We start from the raw sequence: 18,778 nt of genomic DNA on the forward strand, positions 1-18,778 counted from the left end.
GAGCTCGTCGCCGAAAAAGAGGCATGCGCATGGGCAACATCTGGGCGCCGCTCGCCATGGCGATCGCCGCCACCGGCACCGACAGGCATGTCGACTGCCTGATCGACCTGATCGGCGCCGACATCGCGCATGACCTGGTGACGGTGACGCGCTACTCGGCGACGCAGACGCCGCAATTCGTCAAGCACCGGCGCTTCTCCGACGAGATGGTGCGGCGCTATCTTGATAATTACTACGTGTTCGACCCCTTCTACGCTTCCTGGCGGCGCGAGCGCCGGCTGGGCATCATGCCGCTCAAGCGACTGGCCGACGACGAGGCGAAACGCGGCCAGTACATAGCCGGCTTCCTCGCGCAATCGGAGATCTGCGATGAAGTCGGCATCATGCTGGCCGATGGCGGCGACTGGTGCCTCGGCATTTTCCTCGATCGCTCGACGACGGCGTTCAAGGACAGCGAGATCGCCCTGCTGACCGAGCGGCTGCCGGTGTTCGAGGCGCTGCACGCGCTCGACATCAAGGCGCGTGGAAGCGATTTCTCGCGCAGTTCGGCGCCCTCCAGCCCCGGCGCCTCGCCGCGCCAGCAGCCCACAATTCCAGCGAGCCTGTGGCCGGAACTGTCGCTCAGGGAAAGGGAGCTCGTGCAACTGATCCTGGCCGGCCATCCGACCGCCAACATTGCCGAGCGGCTCGGCATCACCGTCGGCACGGTCAAGAACCATCGCCGGCGCATCTATGAGAAACTCGACATCACCACCGAGCGGGAATTGTTCCTGCAGTTCTTCCTGTACCGCTCGGACAAATAGGCCTGGCGCTGGTGCAAGCGCTGGACAGGCAGATCGAGGGGAGCCCGGCATAACGCGCCTCAGGGATTGGCCCAGACGATCGAGGTGCATGCCGGCTTGAACTTGGCCGGCGGCGACCTCACAGTCACCCCCGAACATGGTTTCGCCGAGCGGAGCCGATTTGCGCCAGGACAGGGGAAAATGAGATGCCGACGATTTTCGCGGAACGGTTTGCCGGACGCTCGGCGGTGATTACGGGCGGCGCATCCGGCATCGGCCTCGCCGTCGCACAGAGGCTGATCCAAGAAGGCGGGCGCGTTTCGGTTTGGGACCGCGATCCCGCCCAGATCGAAGCGGCCAGGGCTTCGATCCCAGCGCTGCATGGCCAGACCGTCGATGTCGCCGACCCGGCGGCGGTGGATCGGGCGGCGCGGTCGACGATCGAGGCGCATGGCGGGGTCGACATCCTGATCACCAGCGCCGCCATCACCGGTCCCAACATGACCGCCTGGGACTATCCGGTGGAGGACTGGCGTCTGGTCATCGACATCAACATCAACGGTGTCTTCTACTGCAACAAGGCGCTCGTCCCGCACATGCTGGAGCGCAATTACGGCCGCATCGTCAACATCGCCTCGATCGCCGGCAAGGAAGGCAATCCCAACGCTTCCGCCTACAGCACATCCAAGGCCGCGGTGATCGGCCTGACCAAATCGCTCGGCAAGGAACTGGCCAAGACCGGCATAACCGTGAACTGCGTCACGCCGGCGGCGGTGCGCACGGCGATCTTCAAGCAGATGAGCCAGGAGCATATCGATTTCATGCTCTCCAAGATACCGATGGCGCGCTTTGGCGAGCTCGACGAGGTGGCGGCGCTGATTTGCTGGATCGCCTCGGAGGAATGTTCGTTCACGACGGCTGCCGTCTTCGACGTCTCCGGCGGCCGCGCCACCTACTGATGTGGTGCGGCGCTTTCCGGCTGGCGGCAAGCCACTACAATTGCGCGTGAGGAAGCAACCAACGGAGCTGGACAAGCGTACAGTGGCCGAAGCCGGAACCCGGCAACGGCAACAATGAGGGCGAAGACATGACCAGGCGTGACAGTTCGGCCCGCGCGCAATTCCTGCACCTTTCCCCGGCAATCGCGACGACCGGACCGGAGCTTGCCGCATTTGCTTAAGGTCGAGCCTGCCATCCTGTCGGACGACGACCTTCTGGATCGTTTCCAGCGCGCGGCCTTCGGCTATTTTCTGGAAAACGTGAACCCCGCAAACGGGCTGGTCGCCGACACGTCGCGGTCGAATTCACCGGCCAGCATCGCGGTCGTAGGCTTTGCGCTCTCTTGCTATCCGATCGGGGTCGAGCGCGGCTGGATGGAGCGGGAAGCAGCGGTGGACCTGACGCTCGCCGCGCTGCGTTTCTTCTGGACCAGCACGCAAGGCAGTGGCGCTGATGTCACCGGCCACAAGGGTTTTTACTATCATTTCCTCGACATTCGCACCGGACTTCGGGTGTGGCGCTGCGAACTGTCGATGGTGGATACGGCATTGCTGATGGCCGGCATTCTCGTGGCGGGCGCCTATTTCCGGGGCGACAATGACGAGGAAGCCGAAATCCGCCGGCTGGCCGAGGCGCTCTACCGGCGCGTCGACTGGCGATGGGCGCAAGGCAGCAGTCCGACGTTGCGACAGGGCTGGAAACCGAAGAGCGGCTTTCTCCACTATGGCTGGGAAGGCTACAATGAGGCGACGATCCTCTATGTCCTGTCGATGGCCTCGCCCGACAGCCCGACGTCCGACGACAGCTACGCGGGCTGGACGGCGACCTATCAGTGGGAAAACATCTACGGCTACGACGTGCTTTATGGCGGTCCGTTGTTCATGCACCAGTTCTCTCATGCCTGGATCGATTTCGCCGGCATCCGCGATGCTTTCATGCGCGAGAAGAATTCGGACTATTTCGAAAACAGCCGCCGCTCGACCTACCTCCACCGCGACTATGCTCGGCACAACCCCCATGGCTATGACGGCTACGGAGAGAACCTCTGGGGGCTTTCGGCCGGGGACGGACCGGGCGGCTTTCGCAGCAGCATACAACGGCGGCGGCGCCGGTTTTCCGGCTACGTCGCGCGCGGTGCGCCTTTCGGGCCGGACGACGGCACGATCGCGCCGTGGTCCTATCCGGCGTCGCTGCCTTTTGCGCCTGATATCTGCATGGCGGCGCTGCGCCATCTCGCGGATCGCTACCCCCAGGTGATCGACAATTTCCGGCTGCCGAGCGGCTTCAACCCGACGCTGGCCAACCGGCGAAAATTTGGCCGCGACGGCTGGGTGTCGGAAGGCCATTTCGGCCTCGACCAGGGCATCGTGGTGATGATGATCGAGAACCACCGCTCGCGCCTGTTGTGGGAGCTGATGCGTTCCAACCAGTACATCCGCCGCGGCCTTAACAAGGCGGGGTTCACAGGCGGATGGCTGTCGCAGCCGGCAAGCCCGGATGGCCGCGATGTCGCTTGAAGGGACGAAAGCTGCCGGTTTTCCGGCCGACCACAATGATGTCGAGCTGGTCAGGGGCGCCCATCCGCCGCATTGGCGAAACCCGCCGCCCACCGGACCATACAATCTCGTCGTCGTCGGCGCCGGGCCTGCCGGCTTGACTGCCGCGACCGAAGCGGCAAGCCTCGGCGCGAAAGTGGCGCTGATCGAACGCGGGTTGATCGGCGGCACGTGCATCAACACCGGCTGCATCCCGTCCAAGTCGATCATCCGTACATCCAGGCTCTATGCCGACATGCGCGATGCCGAGAATTTCGGAGCCGATGCGCCGGACCATCTTCGCGTCGATTTCCAGCGCGCGATGACCAGAATGCGGCGCATCCGGCAACGGATCAGCCATGCCGACAGCGCAGAGGCGCTTGCTGCGCTGGGCATCGACGTTCATTTCGGCGAAGCCCGGTTCGAGGGAAGCGATTGCGTGACCGTCGCGGGAACCACGCTGCGCTTCCGCAAGGCGCTGATCGCGACAGGCGCGAGGCCGGAGTTTCCATCCATTCCCGGCCTGGTCGAGGCCGGCTATCTCAGCAACGAGACGATGTTCGACCTTGTCGACTGCCCGAAGCGGCTGCTGGTCATCGGCGGCGGGCCGCTTGGCTGCGAGACAGCGCAGGCCTTCTGCCTGCTCGGTGCGAAGGTCATCCTGGCGCAGAGCGATCCGATGTTCCTGCCCGGCGAGGAACGCGACGCCGCGCAGATCCTTTCGGAAGCGCTGGCGCGCGAGGGGGTCGAGGTCCGACTGAACACCGAAGTGGTGGCGGTGCGCAGGGACGGCGACAAGAAGCTCGCCGACCTGGTGCGGGACGGCGACACGACGACCATTTCCGTCGACGAGATCATCACCGGCATAGGCCGCTCGCCCAATGTCGACGGTCTTGGCCTCGACGAGGCGGGGGTTGCCCACGATGCCAAAGGCATCAAGGTGGACGACTATCTCAGGACCTCAAACCCGCGCATCTATGCGGCGGGCGATGTCTGCCTCGACTACAAATTCACGCATACCGCTGAAGCAACAGCCCGCATGGTCGTGCAGAACGCCCTGTTTCTCGGGCGCAAGAGGCTGAGCGAATTGGTGGTTCCGTGGTGCACCTACACCGATCCGGAAATCGCCCATGTCGGCCTCTATCCGGTGGAGGCGCGCCGCGACGGCATTCCGGTCAAGACCTATACGGTGCTGATGCACGATGTCGCCCGCGCGGTGATGGACGGCGAGGAAGAGGGTTTCGTCAAAATCCATGTCAGGGAAGGATCAGACCGCATCCTCGGTGCGACCGTGGTCGCCGCCCATGCTGGCGAGATGATCAACGGGGTGTCGCTCGCCATCAGGTCGGGCATGGGATTGCACGCGCTGGCCGACGTCATCCATCCCTTCCCGACACAGGCGCAAGGCATCAAAATGGCCGGCGACGCTTACCGGCGAACGCGGTTCACCCCTTTGTGGAGGCATCTGGCGGCACGCTGGCTGGCGTGGTCCAGGCGATGACACTTGTGTCCCGTCGGCGTTGGCGCGGGCTTCAGCCGTGCAGGTCCCGCGAAATCGGCGGGCCGACCGAAAAGCCGGTGAAGGTGACCTCGAAGCCTTCGCGCTGCGGCGAACAGCACATCATGCCGACATCGACCGCCTTCGAGACCGGGAAGTAGGCGAGCCGCACCGGCTTCCAATGACCGTCGGAGACATCCAGGTACTGGACGCGGATGGTCTCGGCATGGCGGGTCAACCGGATCGCAACGCCATCCGGACCGGCCGGAATGGTGGCCAACGACCAGTCCGAGGCATCGTTGGTGACGACGACCGAAAAATACATGACGCCGTCGGTGTATTCGATGCCGGCCTTGATCCAATGCGTTTCGCTGAGGCGGAGCATCAGCCCCGCCTGGTCGTAGAGCACCTCATAGCGTCCGTTGACGGTGACTTCCGCGGTGAAATCGCCCTCTACGCGCTTGTAGAGGAAATGGCCGTTGTCGCGCCAGAAACCGTAAAAGGTCTCGCGCCAGAAGTCCGTCTCCTTGCCGGTGCGCACATGAACCGCATCGCCGTCGATGGAATGATGCGGCGGCGGATTGAGCCAGGTCAGATCCTTGTCTTGAACTGTCATCGCCTTGTCTCTTGGTGCACGCGAAGGCTTCGCCGGCCCGGTCAGCCGGCGCCCCGATCAGCCTGCGCCCCGATCAGCCTGCGAATGTGTAGGCGGTCTTCACGGTGGTGTAGAATTCCATGGCGTATCGGCCCTGTTCGCGCGGACCGTAGCTCGAGCCCTTGCGGCCACCGAAGGGAACATGGAAATCGACACCCGCCGTCGGCAGGTTGACCATCACCATGCCGGCCTCCGAATTGCGCTTGAAATGCGTGGCGTGCTTGAGGCTGGACGTGCAGATGCCGGACGTCAGTCCGAATGGCGTATCGTTGGCGACGGCGAGCGCCTCGTCATAGCCCTTGACGCGGATGACGCTGGCGACAGGTCCGAAAATCTCCTCTCGCGAGCTGCGCATGGCGTTGGTGGCATCGGTCAGCAGCGCCGGCCGCAGGAAGAAGCCCGGCGTCTTGCGGTCAAGCCGCTCGCCGCCGAAGGCGAGCGTGGCGCCTTCCCTGACGCCGATGGCGATGTAGTCTTCGTCCTGCTTGAGCTGCGTCGCATCGACGACGGGACCGATCTGGGTCTGCGCGTCGAGCGCATCGCCGACGACCAGTTTGTCCATCCGTTCCTTGAGCGCTTCGACGAAACGGTCATGAATGCCGTTCGTCACGATCAGCCGGGACGAAGCCGTGCAGCGCTGACCGGTCGAGAAGAAAGCGCCGTTGATCGCGCAATCCACAGCCGTAGCGAGGTCGGCATCATCGAGCACCACCAGCGGGTTCTTGCCGCCCATTTCGAGCTGGAACTTGCGCATGTGCTCGACGCTCGCCGCGGCGACGCGCTTGCCGGTGCCAACCGAGCCGGTGAAGGTGATGGCGTTGATGTCCGGGCTGTCAAGCATCGCCTGGCCGACCACCGAGCCCTTGCCCATGACGAGGTTGAGCACGCCCTTGGGCAGGCCGGCACGGTGCAGTATGTCGACGATGGTCCAGGCGCTCTCGGGAACGAGATCCGCCGGCTTGAAGACGATGGTGTTGCCGTGGGCAAGCGCCGGAGCGATCTTCCAGGCGGGAATGGCGATCGGGAAGTTCCAAGGGGTGATGATGCCAACCACGCCGACCGCTTCGCGCGTGATCTCGACACCGACGCCCGGCCGCACGCTAGGCACGACTTCGCCCGAGAGGCGCAGTGTCTCACCGGCGAAGAAATCGAAGATCTGGGCGGCTCGAATGGTCTCGCCAATGCCTTCGGCCAGCGTCTTGCCTTCCTCGCGCGCAAGGTTGCGGCCGATCTCGTCCTTGCGCGCCAGGATCTCGTCCGACGTCTTCTTCAGCACCGCGTGACGGACCAGCAGACCCGAGCGCGACCAGGCGGGAAAGGCCGCCTTGGCCGCGGCGATCGCCTGTGCCGCATGTTCGACACCTGCGGAAGCGTATTCGCCGACGATGTCGCCGGTATCGGACGGGTTGATGTTGCGGGAGCCGGCATCGCCGACCCACTCGCCGTCGATGAGGTTCTGTCGAAGCGGTGCCATGTCGTGTCTTTCCTGCTGGTTCGCCGCGCGGCGGCATCTGTGTGATTGTATTTGCCAGACAATTGCGCTGCGGGAAAGCACGCTTTGCGCGGACGGCCGCGACAAAGTCTCTCGGTTCGCGGCCCCGCGCGACCTGCTGCCCGCGTCGCATCGTCCTTGGCCCAACAGGTTCGGCGACACATCGTTCCAATCACCACGAAACGGGTCTGTACATGTATGTCCATAGTCTTGATTTGCCCGGGGCGGCGTGTCATGCGTCGTGCCGATGGAAGCCACCGACACGACAACCCAGCGCGCCGGCGCCACCGGCAACATCAAGGTCACCCGGGAAGACTGGCTCAAGCTCGCGCTTGAAACGTTGATTTCGGACGGCGTCGAAAGCGTCCGTGTGCAGACGCTCGGCCAGAAGCTCGATGTGTCGCGTTCCAGTTTCTATTGGTACTTCAAGAGCCGCCAGGACCTGCTCGACCAACTGCTGGATTATTGGCGGCAGACCAATACAAGGTTCATCGTCGAACGCGCCGCGCGGCCTTCCGCGACCGTCATCCGCGGGGTGATGAGCATCTTCGAGTGCTGGGTGGACGAGAAGCTGTTCGATCCGCAGCTGGATTTCGCGATCAGGGCGTGGGCCCGGCGATCGCCCGTCATCAGGCGGGCTCTCGACGACGCCGACGAGGAGCGCGTCGACGCCATTCGCGACATGTTCAGGCGCCACGGCTATGACGAGGAAGACGCCTTCGTGCGCGCCCGCGTGCTCTATTTCATGCAGATCGGCTACTACTCGCTCGAGCTCGATGAACCGATGAGCAGCCGTCTGCCGCACGTCGCGTCCTATCTGCGCAGCTTCACCGGCCAGGAGCCCACGGCACAGGACGTCGAGGATTTTTCGCGCTATGTCGAGGAAACGCTTTCGCGCAGCCGTTAGCGACAGCCGCGCTTTTACATCACGGCACGAACTAGACATATATGTACAATAGCGTTACGCCTCAGCCCATTGAACCAACCTCCTCCAGCACGCCATGACCAGACGCTATTCCGCTTTGTCGCTCTTCAGGGAAGGCCTCGCCGGCCAGACCGGCTGGGAGCCGGCCTGGCGCTCGCCCGAGCCGGAGCCGTCCTACGACGCGATCGTCATCGGCGGCGGCGGCCACGGGCTGGCGACGGCCTATTACCTGGCGAAGAATCACGGCATCGCCAGAGTAGCGGTTTTGGAAAAGGGCTGGATCGGCGGCGGCAATACCGGCCGCAACACGACCGTGGTGCGCTCCAACTATTACTATCCGCAGAGCGTCGAGCTCTATGGGCTGGCGCACCGGCTCTATGAGGGACTGTCGAAGGACCTCAACTACAACGTCATGCTGTCGCAGCGCGGCATGGTCAGCCTGTGCCACTCGACCGCCGAAATGGAGACCGGGGCACGCACAGTCAATGCCATGCAGATCAACGGCATCGATGCGGAGCTGTTTTCGCCCCAGGATGTGCGCCGGGTGGCGCCGATCTACAATTTCACGGCCAATGCGCGCTTTCCCGTGTTCGGCGGCATCTGGCAAAGCCGGGCCGGCACCGCGCGCCACGACGCGGTCGCCTGGGGTTATGCACGGGCCGCGAGCCGACTCGGCGTCGACATCATCCAGAACTGCGAAATCACCGACTTCATCGTCGAGGGCGGCCGCTGCCGCGGCGTCCAGACGACGCGTGGCGCCATCCGCGCGGACCGCATCGGCATGGCCGTGGCAGGACATTCCTCGGTGCTGGCGGCCAAGGCCGGCTTCCGCCTGCCGATCAATTCCTATGCGCTGCAGGCCTGCGTAACCGAACCGGTCAAGCCGATCCTCGACACGGTGGTGCTGTCGCCCGGCACGGGCGTCTATGTCAGCCAATCCGACAAGGGCGAGATCGTCATCGGCGGCGGGCTCGACCGCACTCCCTCCTATGCCCAGCGCGGTAACCTGCCGACGCTGGAGGGGGTGATCGCGGGGCTGTTGGAAATGTTCCCGATCTTCGGCCAGCTGAAGCTGATGCGGCAATGGGCCGGGATCGTCGACGTCGTGCCGGACTCCTCGCCGATCATCGGTGAATCGCCACTGCCCAATCTGTTCCTCAATTGCGGCTGGGGCACGGGCGGCTTCAAGGCGATCCCCGCCGGCGGCACGCTTCTGGCGAACCTTTTGGCAACGGGCAGGCACAACGACATCAGCCGCCCCTTCGATCTCGACCGCTTCGCCAGCGGGCGGCTGATCGACGAAGCGGCCGGTTCCGGCATCGCGCATTGATGCATGTCGCGCAAAAGCGCCGAGCGGCCTTAGGGCAACGACATGCATAAGACGACGACTGAGGTTTGCCATGCAGCTTTTCCCTTGCCCGTTCTGCGGCCCGCGCGACGAGACCGAATTCCACTATGGCGGCGATGCCGGCAATGTCAGGCCTGATGGCGCCGAGGTGCCGATCGAGCACTGGGCCAACTACCTCTATCTGCGCTCCAACCCAAAAGGCGCGGCGCGCGAGATCTGGGTGCATATGAACTGCGGCGAATTCTTCGTCATGGAGCGTGACACCGTTACGCACAAGGTGCTGTCTTCGGCTGCCCTGGGCGGGGAGCACGCGGCGTGACCGCCTCGCGCCTTAGCACGGGTGGCAGCGCCATCGACCGCTCGCGCCCGATCCGCTTCAGCTTCGACGGCGCCACCGTACAGGGATTCGCCGGCGACACCATCGCCTCCGCGCTGCTGGCCGCCGATGTCGCGGTCGTCGGCCGCAGCTTCAAATACCACCGGCCGCGCGGCATCTGGGGCGCGGGCGTCGAAGAGCCGAACGCGCTGGTGGATATCAGCGGCCCGCAGACGACGCCGAACACGCGTGCGACGACCGAGCCGGCGCGCGACGGGCTGGTGGCCAAAAGCGTCAACGCGACACCCAATGCGCTGGCCGACCGCAACGCCTTCCTCGACCGCTTTTCCCGCTTCATTCCGGCCGCCTTCTACTACAAGACCTTCATGTGGCCGGACTGGCACATGTTCGAGCCACGCATTCGCGCCATGGCGGGACTGGGTCAGGTCGACAAGGACTGGACGTCGCCCGGCCCGGCCGACCAGATCAACCACCATTGCGACGTGCTGGTGATCGGCGCCGGACCGGCCGGGCTGGCAGCGGCAAGGCTGGCGGCCGGCGCAGGCCGGTCCGTCATGCTGGTCGACGACCAGCAAAAGCCCGGCGGATCGCTCGGTCACCGCGCTGGCGAGATCGACGGCAAACCGGCCGCCGTCTGGGTCGAGGAGACGGTTGCGGGGCTTTCCGCCGGCGGTCACCTGGTCCTGCCTTCGACCACCGCATTCGGTATCTATGACCATAATCTGGTCGGGCTCAACCAACGCCATTTCGACGGCCGGCCGGACACGCTGTGGCGGGTCAGGCCGCGCCGGATCGTGCTGGCGACGGGCGCCATCGAGCGGCCCCTGCCATTCGCCAACAATGACCTGCCGGGCATTCTCTCGGCGGACGCAGCGCTCAGCTATCTCAGGCGCCATGCGGTGCTGGCCGGCCGCCATATCGTCGTCGCCGCAAACAATGACAGCGCCTATGAAGTGGCGGAGGCGGCCGCCGAGGCTGGCGCCGACGTCACGCTTGTCGACATCAGGCGCGACGGTATGCCCGCCGCGCCCGCCAAGGTGCGGATGCTCAAGGGCTGCGCGCTCACCGCCGCGGCCGGCAAGCTGCGCGTCGAGGGTGTGATGCTGGACGACGGCACCAGGCTCGACGCCGATTGCGTGCTGGTGTCGGGCGGCTGGACACCGACCATCCATCTCTTCGGCCAGGCCAAGGGCAATCTCGCCTGGAGCGAGGCGCGCGCGGCCTTCCTGCCGGGCGACCCGGTCGAGGCCATAGCGGTGGCCGGAGCTGCCGCCGGCGCGGTTTCGTTGTCGGAGGTATTCGCCGGTTCGCAGAAAGCCGTCGCGTCGCTCGGCCCGACGAAGGCAGCAGTGCCGCGCAGCAGCGGAACGGAGGCGACCAGCGGGATAGTAGCGGCATGGCCAACGCCGGGTTCGAAGGGACGCATCTGGATCGATTACCAGAACGACGTGACGGTGAAGGACATAGAGCTGGCGGCGCGCGAAAATTTCGTCTCGGTCGAACATCTGAAGCGCTACACGACGCTCGGCATGGCGACCGACCAGGGCAAGACCTCCAACCTGCCGGGCCTGGCGCTGATGGCCGGGATCACCGGCCGCACGGTGCCGGAAGTCGGCACCACGACCTATCGTCCGCCGTTCACGCCGGTTCCGCTGGCGAGCTTCGCCGGCGCGCGCAGCGGCGAACTGATGGCGCCGGTTCGGCGGCTGCCGCTGGAGAGCGTGCATCGTGCCAGCGGCGCCGTGTTCCAGGAGTATGGCGGCTGGCTGCGCCCGGCCCACTACGGCGGCGGCGGCGATACGGATCGCTCGATCCAGGACGAGGCGCGCCGCGCCCGCCAGTCCGTCGCATTGTTCGATGGCTCGACGCTGGGCAAGATCGAGGTGATCGGACCCAAGGCGGCCGCGTTCGTCGATTTCGTCTATTACAACACGATGTCGACGCTGAAGCCGGGCCGCTGCCGCTACGGCTTCATGTTGTCCGAGAATGGCGTGGTCTTCGATGACGGCGTGCTGGTGCGGCTGGACGAGCATCGCTTCGTCGTGTCGTGCTCGTCCTCGCACGTGGCCGCCGTGCATGCGCGACTGGAGGAGTGGCGCCAGGACCGGTTCGGGCGCGGCGCGGTCTACATCCACAACGCCACCGCGGAAATGGCGACCCTGACCGTTTCGGGACCGAACGCCCGGAAACTGCTCGAGACGGTTGATCTCGGCCTTTCGCTCGAGGATGGCGAGCTGCCGCACATGGCGGTCGGCCAGGGCAGCTATGACGGCGACGAGGTGCGCATCACCCGCGTCAGCTTCACCGGCGACAGAAGCTACGAGATCTCCATCCGGGCCGATCGCGCGGAGTCCTTGTGGGCGCGCCTGCGCGACGCCGGGCAGGCGTTCGATGCGGTTGTCATCGGCCTCGAGGCGCTGATGATCCTGCGCGCCGAGAAAGGCTTCATCGTGATCGGCAAGGACACCGACGGCACCAACCTGCCGCACGACCTCGGCGTCGAGGGCCCGCGGGCAAAGCGCCAGACCGAATTCATCGGCCGCCGCTCGCTGTTCACCGAAGAGGCTTCGCGCGGCGACCGCATGCAGCTGGTCGGGCTGACGGTGCCGTCCGGCGAAGCGCCGCTGCCAACCGGTGCGCATGGCATCAAGCGCAGCGGCGGCAAGCTGCGCAGCCAGGGCTTTGTCACATCGAGCTACCGGAGCCCCACGCTTGGCCGGCCGGTTGCGCTCGGCCTGATCGAGCGCGGCGCGGCCCGCCACGGCGAAACGATCGAAATCCAGCATCTCGGCAAGGCGATGACGGCGACGATCACCTCGCCATGCGCCTTCGACCCGGCAGGAGACCGGCTCAATGCGTGATCTCGCCCAAAAATGGCCGGTAGCGCCGGACTGGCAGTCGGCAACCATCAGTGCACCGGGTCTCGAGGCGCGCACGATCCCGGGCCTTCACCAATTGCTGGTCAGCGGCAACCTCGACGCCTGGGCGCGGAGATCCGGCATGGATGGCAACGGCGTGGGCGCCTTTGGCAGCGCGCAAGGTGACCGCTATGCGGCGCGTCTGGCGCGCGACCGCCTGCTCGTCGTGTCGAGCACACCGCTCGCCATCGCCGCGGGTTGGCACGCGGAAGGTTTCGCGGTGACGGCGATCAGCGCTGGACTTCATGTGTTCGAGGTCAAAGGCTCGGCCATCGACGCTTTCATCGCGCGCGGATCAACGCTCGACCCAAACAAGGAAAGCGCCAGTGCCGCACTTTCCTTCGCCGGCGTCAGTGCCATCGTCTACCGCCACCGGGACAGGCTGCGCATCCATGTCGATCGCGGCCTGGCATCCTACCTGTGGACGTGGATGGAAACGGCTCTCAGAGCGTGAACGACCAGAACAGGCAGGCCAGCGTGGCCGCCGCGAAGACGACGAAAAACAGACTGCGCAAGAGCACGTTGCGGCGAAGCTCGTTCATGACGAAGTGGCAACCGACGATAGCCGCCGCAAACAGGAACCGCCAGTTCAGCAGCGCCCATAGGGCGTCGCGCTGGCTGAATGCCCATCTGGCGACGAGACAGCCTACGATGGAGGCAAGGAGCACGATCACGGTCCAGAAGATGGCATCGGCTGCATGGGTGAGCACGATGCTGGCGGCTCTGATCGGCAGGATCATCATCAGCAGCGCGCTGAAGAAATAGACGGCGGCGAGTGGTATGAACATCCCGGCATCGGCAATGCCGTCGAGGCGCCTGACGCCGATCGCACCGTAGGGGTAGCCGTGCCTGGCCACCACCAGGCTCAAGGCCATGAGCAGCGCTGTCAGCACCGCGACCAGGGCGAAGGACGTGAGGGCTTTGCTCATGACGGTCCCGTTCAAAGCGAATCAAACAGGAACCGTTTTAGTCAATGGCCGCATATTGCGTAAGCACCGGCGCGCCCGACGGCAGCGAAATCGGCAGGCAGCCCAGCATCAGTGGAGCGGGCGGCCAGAACGAAACCGCCGCGTCGACCGCCTGAGCGGCGCGCTTCAGGCTGCGGCGGGCAGCGATGTCCAACAATTCCGAAGCTGAATCCGGTTTCTACAACCCCGAAATTTGGAAAAGTGACTGTTTGGTGGAGCCAATCGGAATCGAACCGACGACCTCTTGAATGCCATTCAAGCGCTCTCCCAACTGAGCTATGGCCCCACTTCCGGCAGTCAACCGGCGCCGTTTCCGGCGAAGAGATCCGGCGCGGGTTGGAGACCGCGCCGTTAGTGCAGGCGGCTTCTAACCCCGCCCTTCGTCAATATCAAGCCTTCATCAGCGGCTTTTTCTTCACAAGCTGCGAAAGCCGGCAAACGCTTGCGTTCCCGGCCTTGTCAGACCTCGTCGTCGTCGTCGCCGACGCCGATCATGTCGGCGACATCGTCGTCCTCTTCCTCTTCGTCGGCGAGGAACGTATCGTCCTCGTCGTCGCCCAGGTCGACATCATCCTCGTCGTCGCCGAGATCGGGCAGATCGTCGCCCTTGACGTCTTCGTCAGCCTCTTCGAGCGAGACGACTTCTACGCCCTCCTCGTCCTCGGCGTCCACTTCCTTCTCGGCCACTTCCTCTTCCTCCTCGAGGGCGGCGATCTTGCCTTCCTCGAAATAGGAACGCGGATAGGTCTTGCCGGTATAGGGCGAGACGATCGGGTCCTTGTTCAGGTCGTAGAATTTTCGACCCGTTTCAGGGTCGATACGCTTTGTGCCAAGTTCGGTTTTTGCCACGGCAAGCCTCGTCGATAAAAGAGTGGTCCCCTTAACCACTGTTTGCAGCGCTGTCAAAGCCAAAAGCCGGCGTCACAAAACCATGCGTTGGAAGGCCTAGCGTCAAGCGTCGACCATGGGGGATGACCATTTCGGCCCACCGTGATACGAGACCGCCGCAACAAATGAAAAGCGCCGGCCCGCCGGCATTCCGTCCAGGGAAATTCCATGTCTCACGCCGCCGCCTCCAAGCCGGCCACCGCCCGCAAATGTCAAGCGCTTTCCGGTACGGCGCGCGTGCCGGGCGACAAGTCGATCTCGCACCGCTCCTTCATGTTCGGCGGGCTCGCCTCCGGCGAGACCCGCATCACCGGCCTGCTCGAAGGCGAGGACGTCATGCGCACCGGCGCCGCCATGAAGGCGATGGGCGCGCATATCGAGAAGCGCGGCGACGAATGGGTGATCCGCGGCACCGGCAACGGCGCGCTGCTGCAGCCGGAAGGGCCGCTCGACTTCGGCAATGCCGGTACCGGCTCGCGGCTGACCATGGGGCTGGTCGGCACCTATGACATGGAAACGACCTTCATCGGCGATGCTTCCTTGTCAGGCCGGCCGATGGGCCGCGTGCTGGAGCCGCTGCGCCAGATGGGCGTGCAGGTGCTGAAGGCAACGCCCGGCGACCGCATGCCGATCACGCTGCATGGGCCAAAGCATGCCGCCCCGATCACCTATCGCGTGCCGATGGCCTCCGCGCAGGTGAAATCGGCGGTGCTTCTCGCCGGCCTCAACACGCCCGGCATCACCACCGTCATCGAGCCTGTCATGACGCGCGACCACACCGAAAAGATGCTGAAAGGCTTTGGCGCCAATTTGTCGGTCGAGACCGACGAGCGCGGCGTGCGCCATATCTTCATCGAGGGCCAGGGCAAGCTCACCGGCCAGACGATCGCCGTGCCGGGCGACCCATCCTCGGCCGGCTTCCCGCTGGTGGCCGCGCTGATCGTGCCGGGTTCCGAGATCGTGATCGAAAACGTGCTGATGAACCCGACCCGCACCGGGTTGCTTTTGACTTTGCAGGAGATGGGCGGGCAGATCGAGATCTTGAACCCGCGTAACGCCGGCGGTGAGGATGTCGCGGACCTGCGCGTGCGTTACTCCGAACTCAAGGGCGTCACCGTGCCGGCCGAACGGGCGCCGTCGATGATCGACGAATATCCGGTGCTGGCGGTTGCCGCCAGCTTCGCCGAGGGCGAGACGCTGATGCAGGGGCTGGAGGAACTCAGGGTAAAGGAATCCGACCGGCTGTCGGCGGTAGCCAATGGGCTCAAGCTCAACGGCGTCGACTGCACAGAGGGTGAGGCATCGCTCGCGGTGCGCGGAAAGCCCGGCGGCAAGGGGCTCGGCGGCCACCCCAATGGCCCGGACACGACCGTGCAGACGCATCTCGACCACCGCATCGCCATGAGCTTCCTGATCATGGGGCTGGCGACCGAGAAGCCGGTGACCATCGACGACGCCAACATGATCGCGACAAGTTTCCCGGAGTTCATGAGCCTGATGACGGGGCTTGGGGCGGAGATCGGGTGAGAGTTGATGGGTTGGGGCCAAACTGAAATGCCGGCAGGACAGCGCCCCCCTCTGTCCTGCCGGACATCTCCCCCACGAGGGGGGAGATCAGCCGTCACAGCGGCCTTCGCAAATCGCCCGCGTTGCAGAAGTGAGCGAGGCGTCGGAACTGCCAATCTCCCCCCTTGTGGGGGAGATGTCCGGCAGGACAGAGGGGGGCGCGACGGATCGCAAGCTCTCTCCGGACCGCTACGCTGTTCGGTTTCAGGTATGCTGGCCTGCCAATGACACACGTCTTCACCATCGCCATCGACGGTCCGGCCGGAGCCGGCAAGGGCACCCTCGCCCGGCGTCTGGCCGATCACTACCGACTGAACCTGCTCGACACCGGCCTCACCTACCGTGCCGTCGCCCATGCCTTGCTGCGGCTTGGCTTGCCGCTCGACAATGTCTCGGCGGCCGAGACGGCCGCGCGCCAAGTCGACCTGGCGAAGCTCGACCGGGCCGTCTTGTCGGCGCATGCGGTTGGCGAAGCGGCCTCGAAGGTCGCGGTGTTTCCAACGGTGCGGCGCATCCTGGTGGAGAAACAGCGCGAGTTTGCCAAATCCCCTCCGGGTGCCGTGCTCGACGGTCGCGACATCGGCACCGTGGTGTGCCCCGATGCCGACATCAAACTCTATGTGACCGCGAGCGCCGAGGTGCGGGCAAGGCGCCGGCTGGCGGAGATCGAGAGCATCGGCGGCACGGCTGATTTCACCGAAATCCTCGCCGATATCCGGCGCCGCGACGAGCGTGACATGGGCCGCGCCGACTCGCCCTTGAAGCCTGCCCCCGACGCGCACTTGCTTGATACCAGCGAAATGGCTATAGAAGCCGCGTTTCTCGCGGCCAGAACTGTCATCGACGACGTGCTGTCCAAGGGAAACAAGGCCTGATCCGGGTTTTCCCTCGAGTTTCCGTTGCTGGAGGCAAAGGAAATACCCATATCGGGCACGAACCAGCCTGCCAGCATTCTTCATGCGCCGGACTTGCCGCCTTAAGCGGCCAAGGGCTCTTTGCCCGGAACGCCGGCAGGCCAACGCAACGCTAACCCACGGCGCACGCCCCGCTAAAGATGCGGGGTATTCCAGGAGAAACAATGTCTGTAGCAAATCCCTCTCGCGACGATTTCGCGAGCATGCTCGAAGAATCATTCACCGCCGGCCATTCCGGCGAGGGCCAGGTTGTCCGGGGCACGATCACCGCGATCGAAAAGGACATGGCCATCATCGACGTCGGCCTCAAGGTCGAAGGCCGCGTGCCGCTGAAGGAATTCGGCGCCAAGGGCAAGGAATCCACCCTCAAGGTCGGCGACACGGTCGAAGTCTATGTCGAGCGCATCGAGAACGCGCTTGGCGAAGCCATGCTGTCGCGCGAGAAGGCTCGCCGCGAAGAGAGCTGGGTGCGTCTCGAAGAGAAGTTCACCAAGGGTGAGCGCGTCGAAGGCGTCATCTTCAACCAGGTCAAGGGCGGCTTCACCGTCGACCTCGACGGCGCCGTGGCGTTCCTGCCGCGCAGCCAGGTCGACATCCGCCCGATCCGCGACGTGTCGCCGCTGATGCACAACCCGCAGCCTTTCGAGATCCTCAAGATGGATCGCCGCCGCGGCAACATCGTGGTGTCGCGCCGCACCGTGCTCGAGGAGAGCCGCGCCGAACAGCGTTCGGAAATCGTGCAGAACCTCGAAGAAGGCCAGGTGGTCGAAGGCGTGGTCAAGAACATCACCGATTACGGTGCGTTCGTCGACCTCGGCGGCATCGACGGCCTGCTGCATGTCACCGACATGGCATGGCGCCGCGTCAACCATCCGACCGAGATCCTCAACATCGGCCAGACGGTCAAGGTGCAGATCATCCGCATCAACCAGGAAACGCACCGTATCTCGCTCGGCATGAAGCAGCTCGAGAGCGATCCGTGGTCGGAGATCGGCACCAAGTTCCCGATCGGCAAGAAGATCAAAGGCACCGTCACCAACATCACCGACTACGGCGCGTTCGTCGAGCTGGAGCCGGGCATCGAAGGCCTTATCCACGTTTCGGAAATGTCGTGGACCAAGAAGAACGTGCATCCCGGCAAGATCCTGTCGACGACGCAGGAAGTCGATGTCGTGGTGCTCGAAGTCGATCCGGCCAAGCGCCGCATCTCGCTCGGTCTCAAGCAGACGCTGGAGAACCCGTGGGAGGCTTTCGCTCGCAGCCATCCGGTCGGCAGCCAGGTCGAGGGCGAGGTCAAGAACAAGACCGAGTTCGGCCTGTTCATCGGCCTGGAAGGCGACGTGGACGGCATGGTGCACCTTTCCGACCTCGACTGGACCCGTCCGGGCGAGCAGGTGATCGAGGAGTACAATCGCGGCGACATGGTCAAGGCGCAGGTGCTCGACGTCGACATCGAGAAGGAGCGCATCTCGCTCGGCATCAAGCAGCTGGCCCGCGACACGGTTGGCGAAGCGGCGACTTCAGGCGAGCTGCGCAAGAACGCCGTCGTCACCTGTGAGGTCATCGGCGTCAAGGATGGCGGTCTGGAAGTGCGGCTGGTGGAAAGCGGCATCGAGACCTTCATCAAGCGCTCCGACCTTTCCCGTGACCGCGACGAGCAGCGCCCCGAGCGCTTCACCGTCGGCCAGAAGGTCGACGCCCGCGTCATCGCCTTCGACAAGAAGACCCGCAAGCTGCAGGTCTCGATCAAGGCGCTGGAAATCGCCGAGGAGAAGGAAGCGGTCGCCCAGTACGGCTCGACCGACTCCGGCGCCTCGCTGGGCGACATCCTGGGCGCCGCGCTGAAGAAGCAGGGCAGCTAATCGCCCTTTCGCACAGGCCCGAAACAAAACCCCGCCGGAGCGATCCGGCGGGGTTTTTCTTTGTCGGAAACTCGGACGCAGCCCGAGGATC

Annotated in this window: 17 protein-coding genes and 1 tRNA gene; 12 read left to right on the forward strand and 6 right to left on the reverse strand. The window is 64.7% G+C overall.

The window, feature by feature from the left end; translation table 11 throughout:
• Window positions 1–23 precede the first annotated feature (23 nt).
• The 4 genes from FJ443_RS12015 (at window position 24) to FJ443_RS12030 (ending at window position 4,817) form a co-directional block, all read left to right on the forward strand.
• The gene (locus FJ443_RS12015) at window positions 24–803 is read left to right on the forward strand and encodes a helix-turn-helix transcriptional regulator (RefSeq protein WP_140657800.1); all 780 of its coding nucleotides are present in this window, start codon (window positions 24–26) and stop codon (window positions 801–803) included.
• 185 nt (window positions 804–988) lie between these two features.
• Window positions 989–1,741, forward strand: coding sequence for an SDR family NAD(P)-dependent oxidoreductase (locus FJ443_RS12020; RefSeq protein ID WP_140512897.1), 753 nt, complete (start codon window positions 989–991; stop codon window positions 1,739–1,741).
• Between the two features lie 213 nt (window positions 1,742–1,954).
• The gene (locus tag FJ443_RS12025; RefSeq protein ID WP_140664246.1) at window positions 1,955–3,298 is read left to right on the forward strand and encodes a glucoamylase family protein; all 1,344 of its coding nucleotides are present in this window, start codon (window positions 1,955–1,957) and stop codon (window positions 3,296–3,298) included.
• On the forward strand, window positions 3,288–4,817 hold the full coding sequence (locus FJ443_RS12030) for a mercuric reductase (RefSeq protein ID WP_140523518.1): 1,530 nt from the start codon (window positions 3,288–3,290) through the stop codon (window positions 4,815–4,817). The genes FJ443_RS12025 and FJ443_RS12030 overlap by 11 nt, the downstream gene beginning before the upstream one ends.
• A gap of 31 nt (window positions 4,818–4,848) precedes the next feature.
• On the opposite strand, the gene FJ443_RS12035 is transcribed toward FJ443_RS12030, so the two are convergent.
• Together FJ443_RS12035 and FJ443_RS12040 are read right to left on the reverse strand one after the other, a co-directional pair.
• Window positions 4,849–5,430, reverse strand: coding sequence for a DUF1349 domain-containing protein (locus FJ443_RS12035; RefSeq protein ID WP_140556896.1), 582 nt, complete (start codon window positions 5,428–5,430; stop codon window positions 4,849–4,851).
• Between the two features lie 73 nt (window positions 5,431–5,503).
• Window positions 5,504–6,943 carry an aldehyde dehydrogenase family protein gene (locus tag FJ443_RS12040; protein WP_140664173.1) on the reverse strand — a complete coding sequence of 480 codons (1,440 nt, stop codon included), beginning with the start codon at window positions 6,941–6,943 and terminating at the stop codon, window positions 5,504–5,506.
• A gap of 265 nt (window positions 6,944–7,208) precedes the next feature.
• Between FJ443_RS12040 and FJ443_RS12045 the strand changes: the two genes are divergently transcribed.
• The 5 genes from FJ443_RS12045 to FJ443_RS12065 all read left to right on the forward strand — a co-directional run bounded on the left by FJ443_RS12045 (window position 7,209) and on the right by FJ443_RS12065 (window position 12,943).
• The gene (locus FJ443_RS12045) at window positions 7,209–7,868 is read left to right on the forward strand and encodes a TetR/AcrR family transcriptional regulator (RefSeq protein ID WP_181169871.1); all 660 of its coding nucleotides are present in this window, start codon (window positions 7,209–7,211) and stop codon (window positions 7,866–7,868) included.
• Between the two features lie 94 nt (window positions 7,869–7,962).
• A complete protein-coding gene (locus FJ443_RS12050) occupies window positions 7,963–9,216 on the forward strand; it encodes a sarcosine oxidase subunit beta family protein (protein ID WP_140664175.1) in 1,254 nt (417 codons plus the stop codon).
• Between the two features lie 70 nt (window positions 9,217–9,286).
• Window positions 9,287–9,553, forward strand: coding sequence for a sarcosine oxidase subunit delta (locus FJ443_RS12055; protein ID WP_140512890.1), 267 nt, complete (start codon window positions 9,287–9,289; stop codon window positions 9,551–9,553).
• Complete coding sequence (locus tag FJ443_RS12060; RefSeq protein ID WP_140664178.1) at window positions 9,550–12,432, forward strand: sarcosine oxidase subunit alpha family protein; 2,883 nt, start codon at window positions 9,550–9,552, stop codon at window positions 12,430–12,432. The genes FJ443_RS12055 and FJ443_RS12060 overlap by 4 nt, the downstream gene beginning before the upstream one ends.
• The gene (locus FJ443_RS12065) at window positions 12,425–12,943 is read left to right on the forward strand and encodes a hypothetical protein (RefSeq protein WP_140664181.1); all 519 of its coding nucleotides are present in this window, start codon (window positions 12,425–12,427) and stop codon (window positions 12,941–12,943) included. Before FJ443_RS12060 ends, FJ443_RS12065 begins: the two co-directional genes overlap by 8 nt.
• Here the strand turns inward: FJ443_RS12065 and FJ443_RS12070 are convergent.
• The 4 genes from FJ443_RS12070 to FJ443_RS12080 form a co-directional block, all read right to left on the reverse strand.
• Window positions 12,933–13,418: a hypothetical protein gene (locus tag FJ443_RS12070; RefSeq protein ID WP_140523500.1), complete on the reverse strand. Its 486-nt coding sequence runs from the start codon at window positions 13,416–13,418 to the stop codon at window positions 12,933–12,935. The genes FJ443_RS12065 and FJ443_RS12070 overlap by 11 nt on opposite strands.
• Window positions 13,419–13,455: 37 nt before the next feature.
• On the reverse strand, window positions 13,456–13,611 hold the full coding sequence (locus FJ443_RS31150) for a hypothetical protein (protein ID WP_181168359.1): 156 nt from the start codon (window positions 13,609–13,611) through the stop codon (window positions 13,456–13,458).
• Between the two features lie 56 nt (window positions 13,612–13,667).
• Window positions 13,668–13,743 (reverse strand) — tRNA-Ala (locus FJ443_RS12075).
• 173 nt (window positions 13,744–13,916) lie between these two features.
• Window positions 13,917–14,306 (reverse strand): TIGR02300 family protein, encoded by a 390-nt coding sequence (locus FJ443_RS12080; protein ID WP_140497238.1) that lies wholly within the window; start codon window positions 14,304–14,306, stop codon window positions 13,917–13,919.
• A 207-nt stretch (window positions 14,307–14,513) separates the two neighbouring features.
• Here FJ443_RS12080 and aroA point away from each other — a divergent pair, with 207 nt between their 5' ends.
• The 3 genes from aroA (at window position 14,514) to rpsA (ending at window position 18,687) form a co-directional block, all read left to right on the forward strand.
• The gene (gene aroA / locus FJ443_RS12085; RefSeq protein ID WP_140649465.1) at window positions 14,514–15,872 is read left to right on the forward strand and encodes a 3-phosphoshikimate 1-carboxyvinyltransferase; all 1,359 of its coding nucleotides are present in this window, start codon (window positions 14,514–14,516) and stop codon (window positions 15,870–15,872) included.
• 263 nt (window positions 15,873–16,135) lie between these two features.
• Entirely contained in the window at window positions 16,136–16,786 is a 651-nt protein-coding gene (gene cmk, locus FJ443_RS12095) for a (d)CMP kinase (protein WP_140512881.1), read from the forward strand.
• 203 nt (window positions 16,787–16,989) lie between these two features.
• On the forward strand, window positions 16,990–18,687 hold the full coding sequence (gene rpsA / locus FJ443_RS12100) for a 30S ribosomal protein S1 (RefSeq protein ID WP_140497246.1): 1,698 nt from the start codon (window positions 16,990–16,992) through the stop codon (window positions 18,685–18,687).
• The last annotated feature ends 91 nt before the right edge of the window (window positions 18,688–18,778 follow it).

Source organism: Mesorhizobium sp. B2-6-1, assembly GCF_006440475.1.
GTDB lineage: Bacteria > Pseudomonadota > Alphaproteobacteria > Rhizobiales > Rhizobiaceae > Mesorhizobium.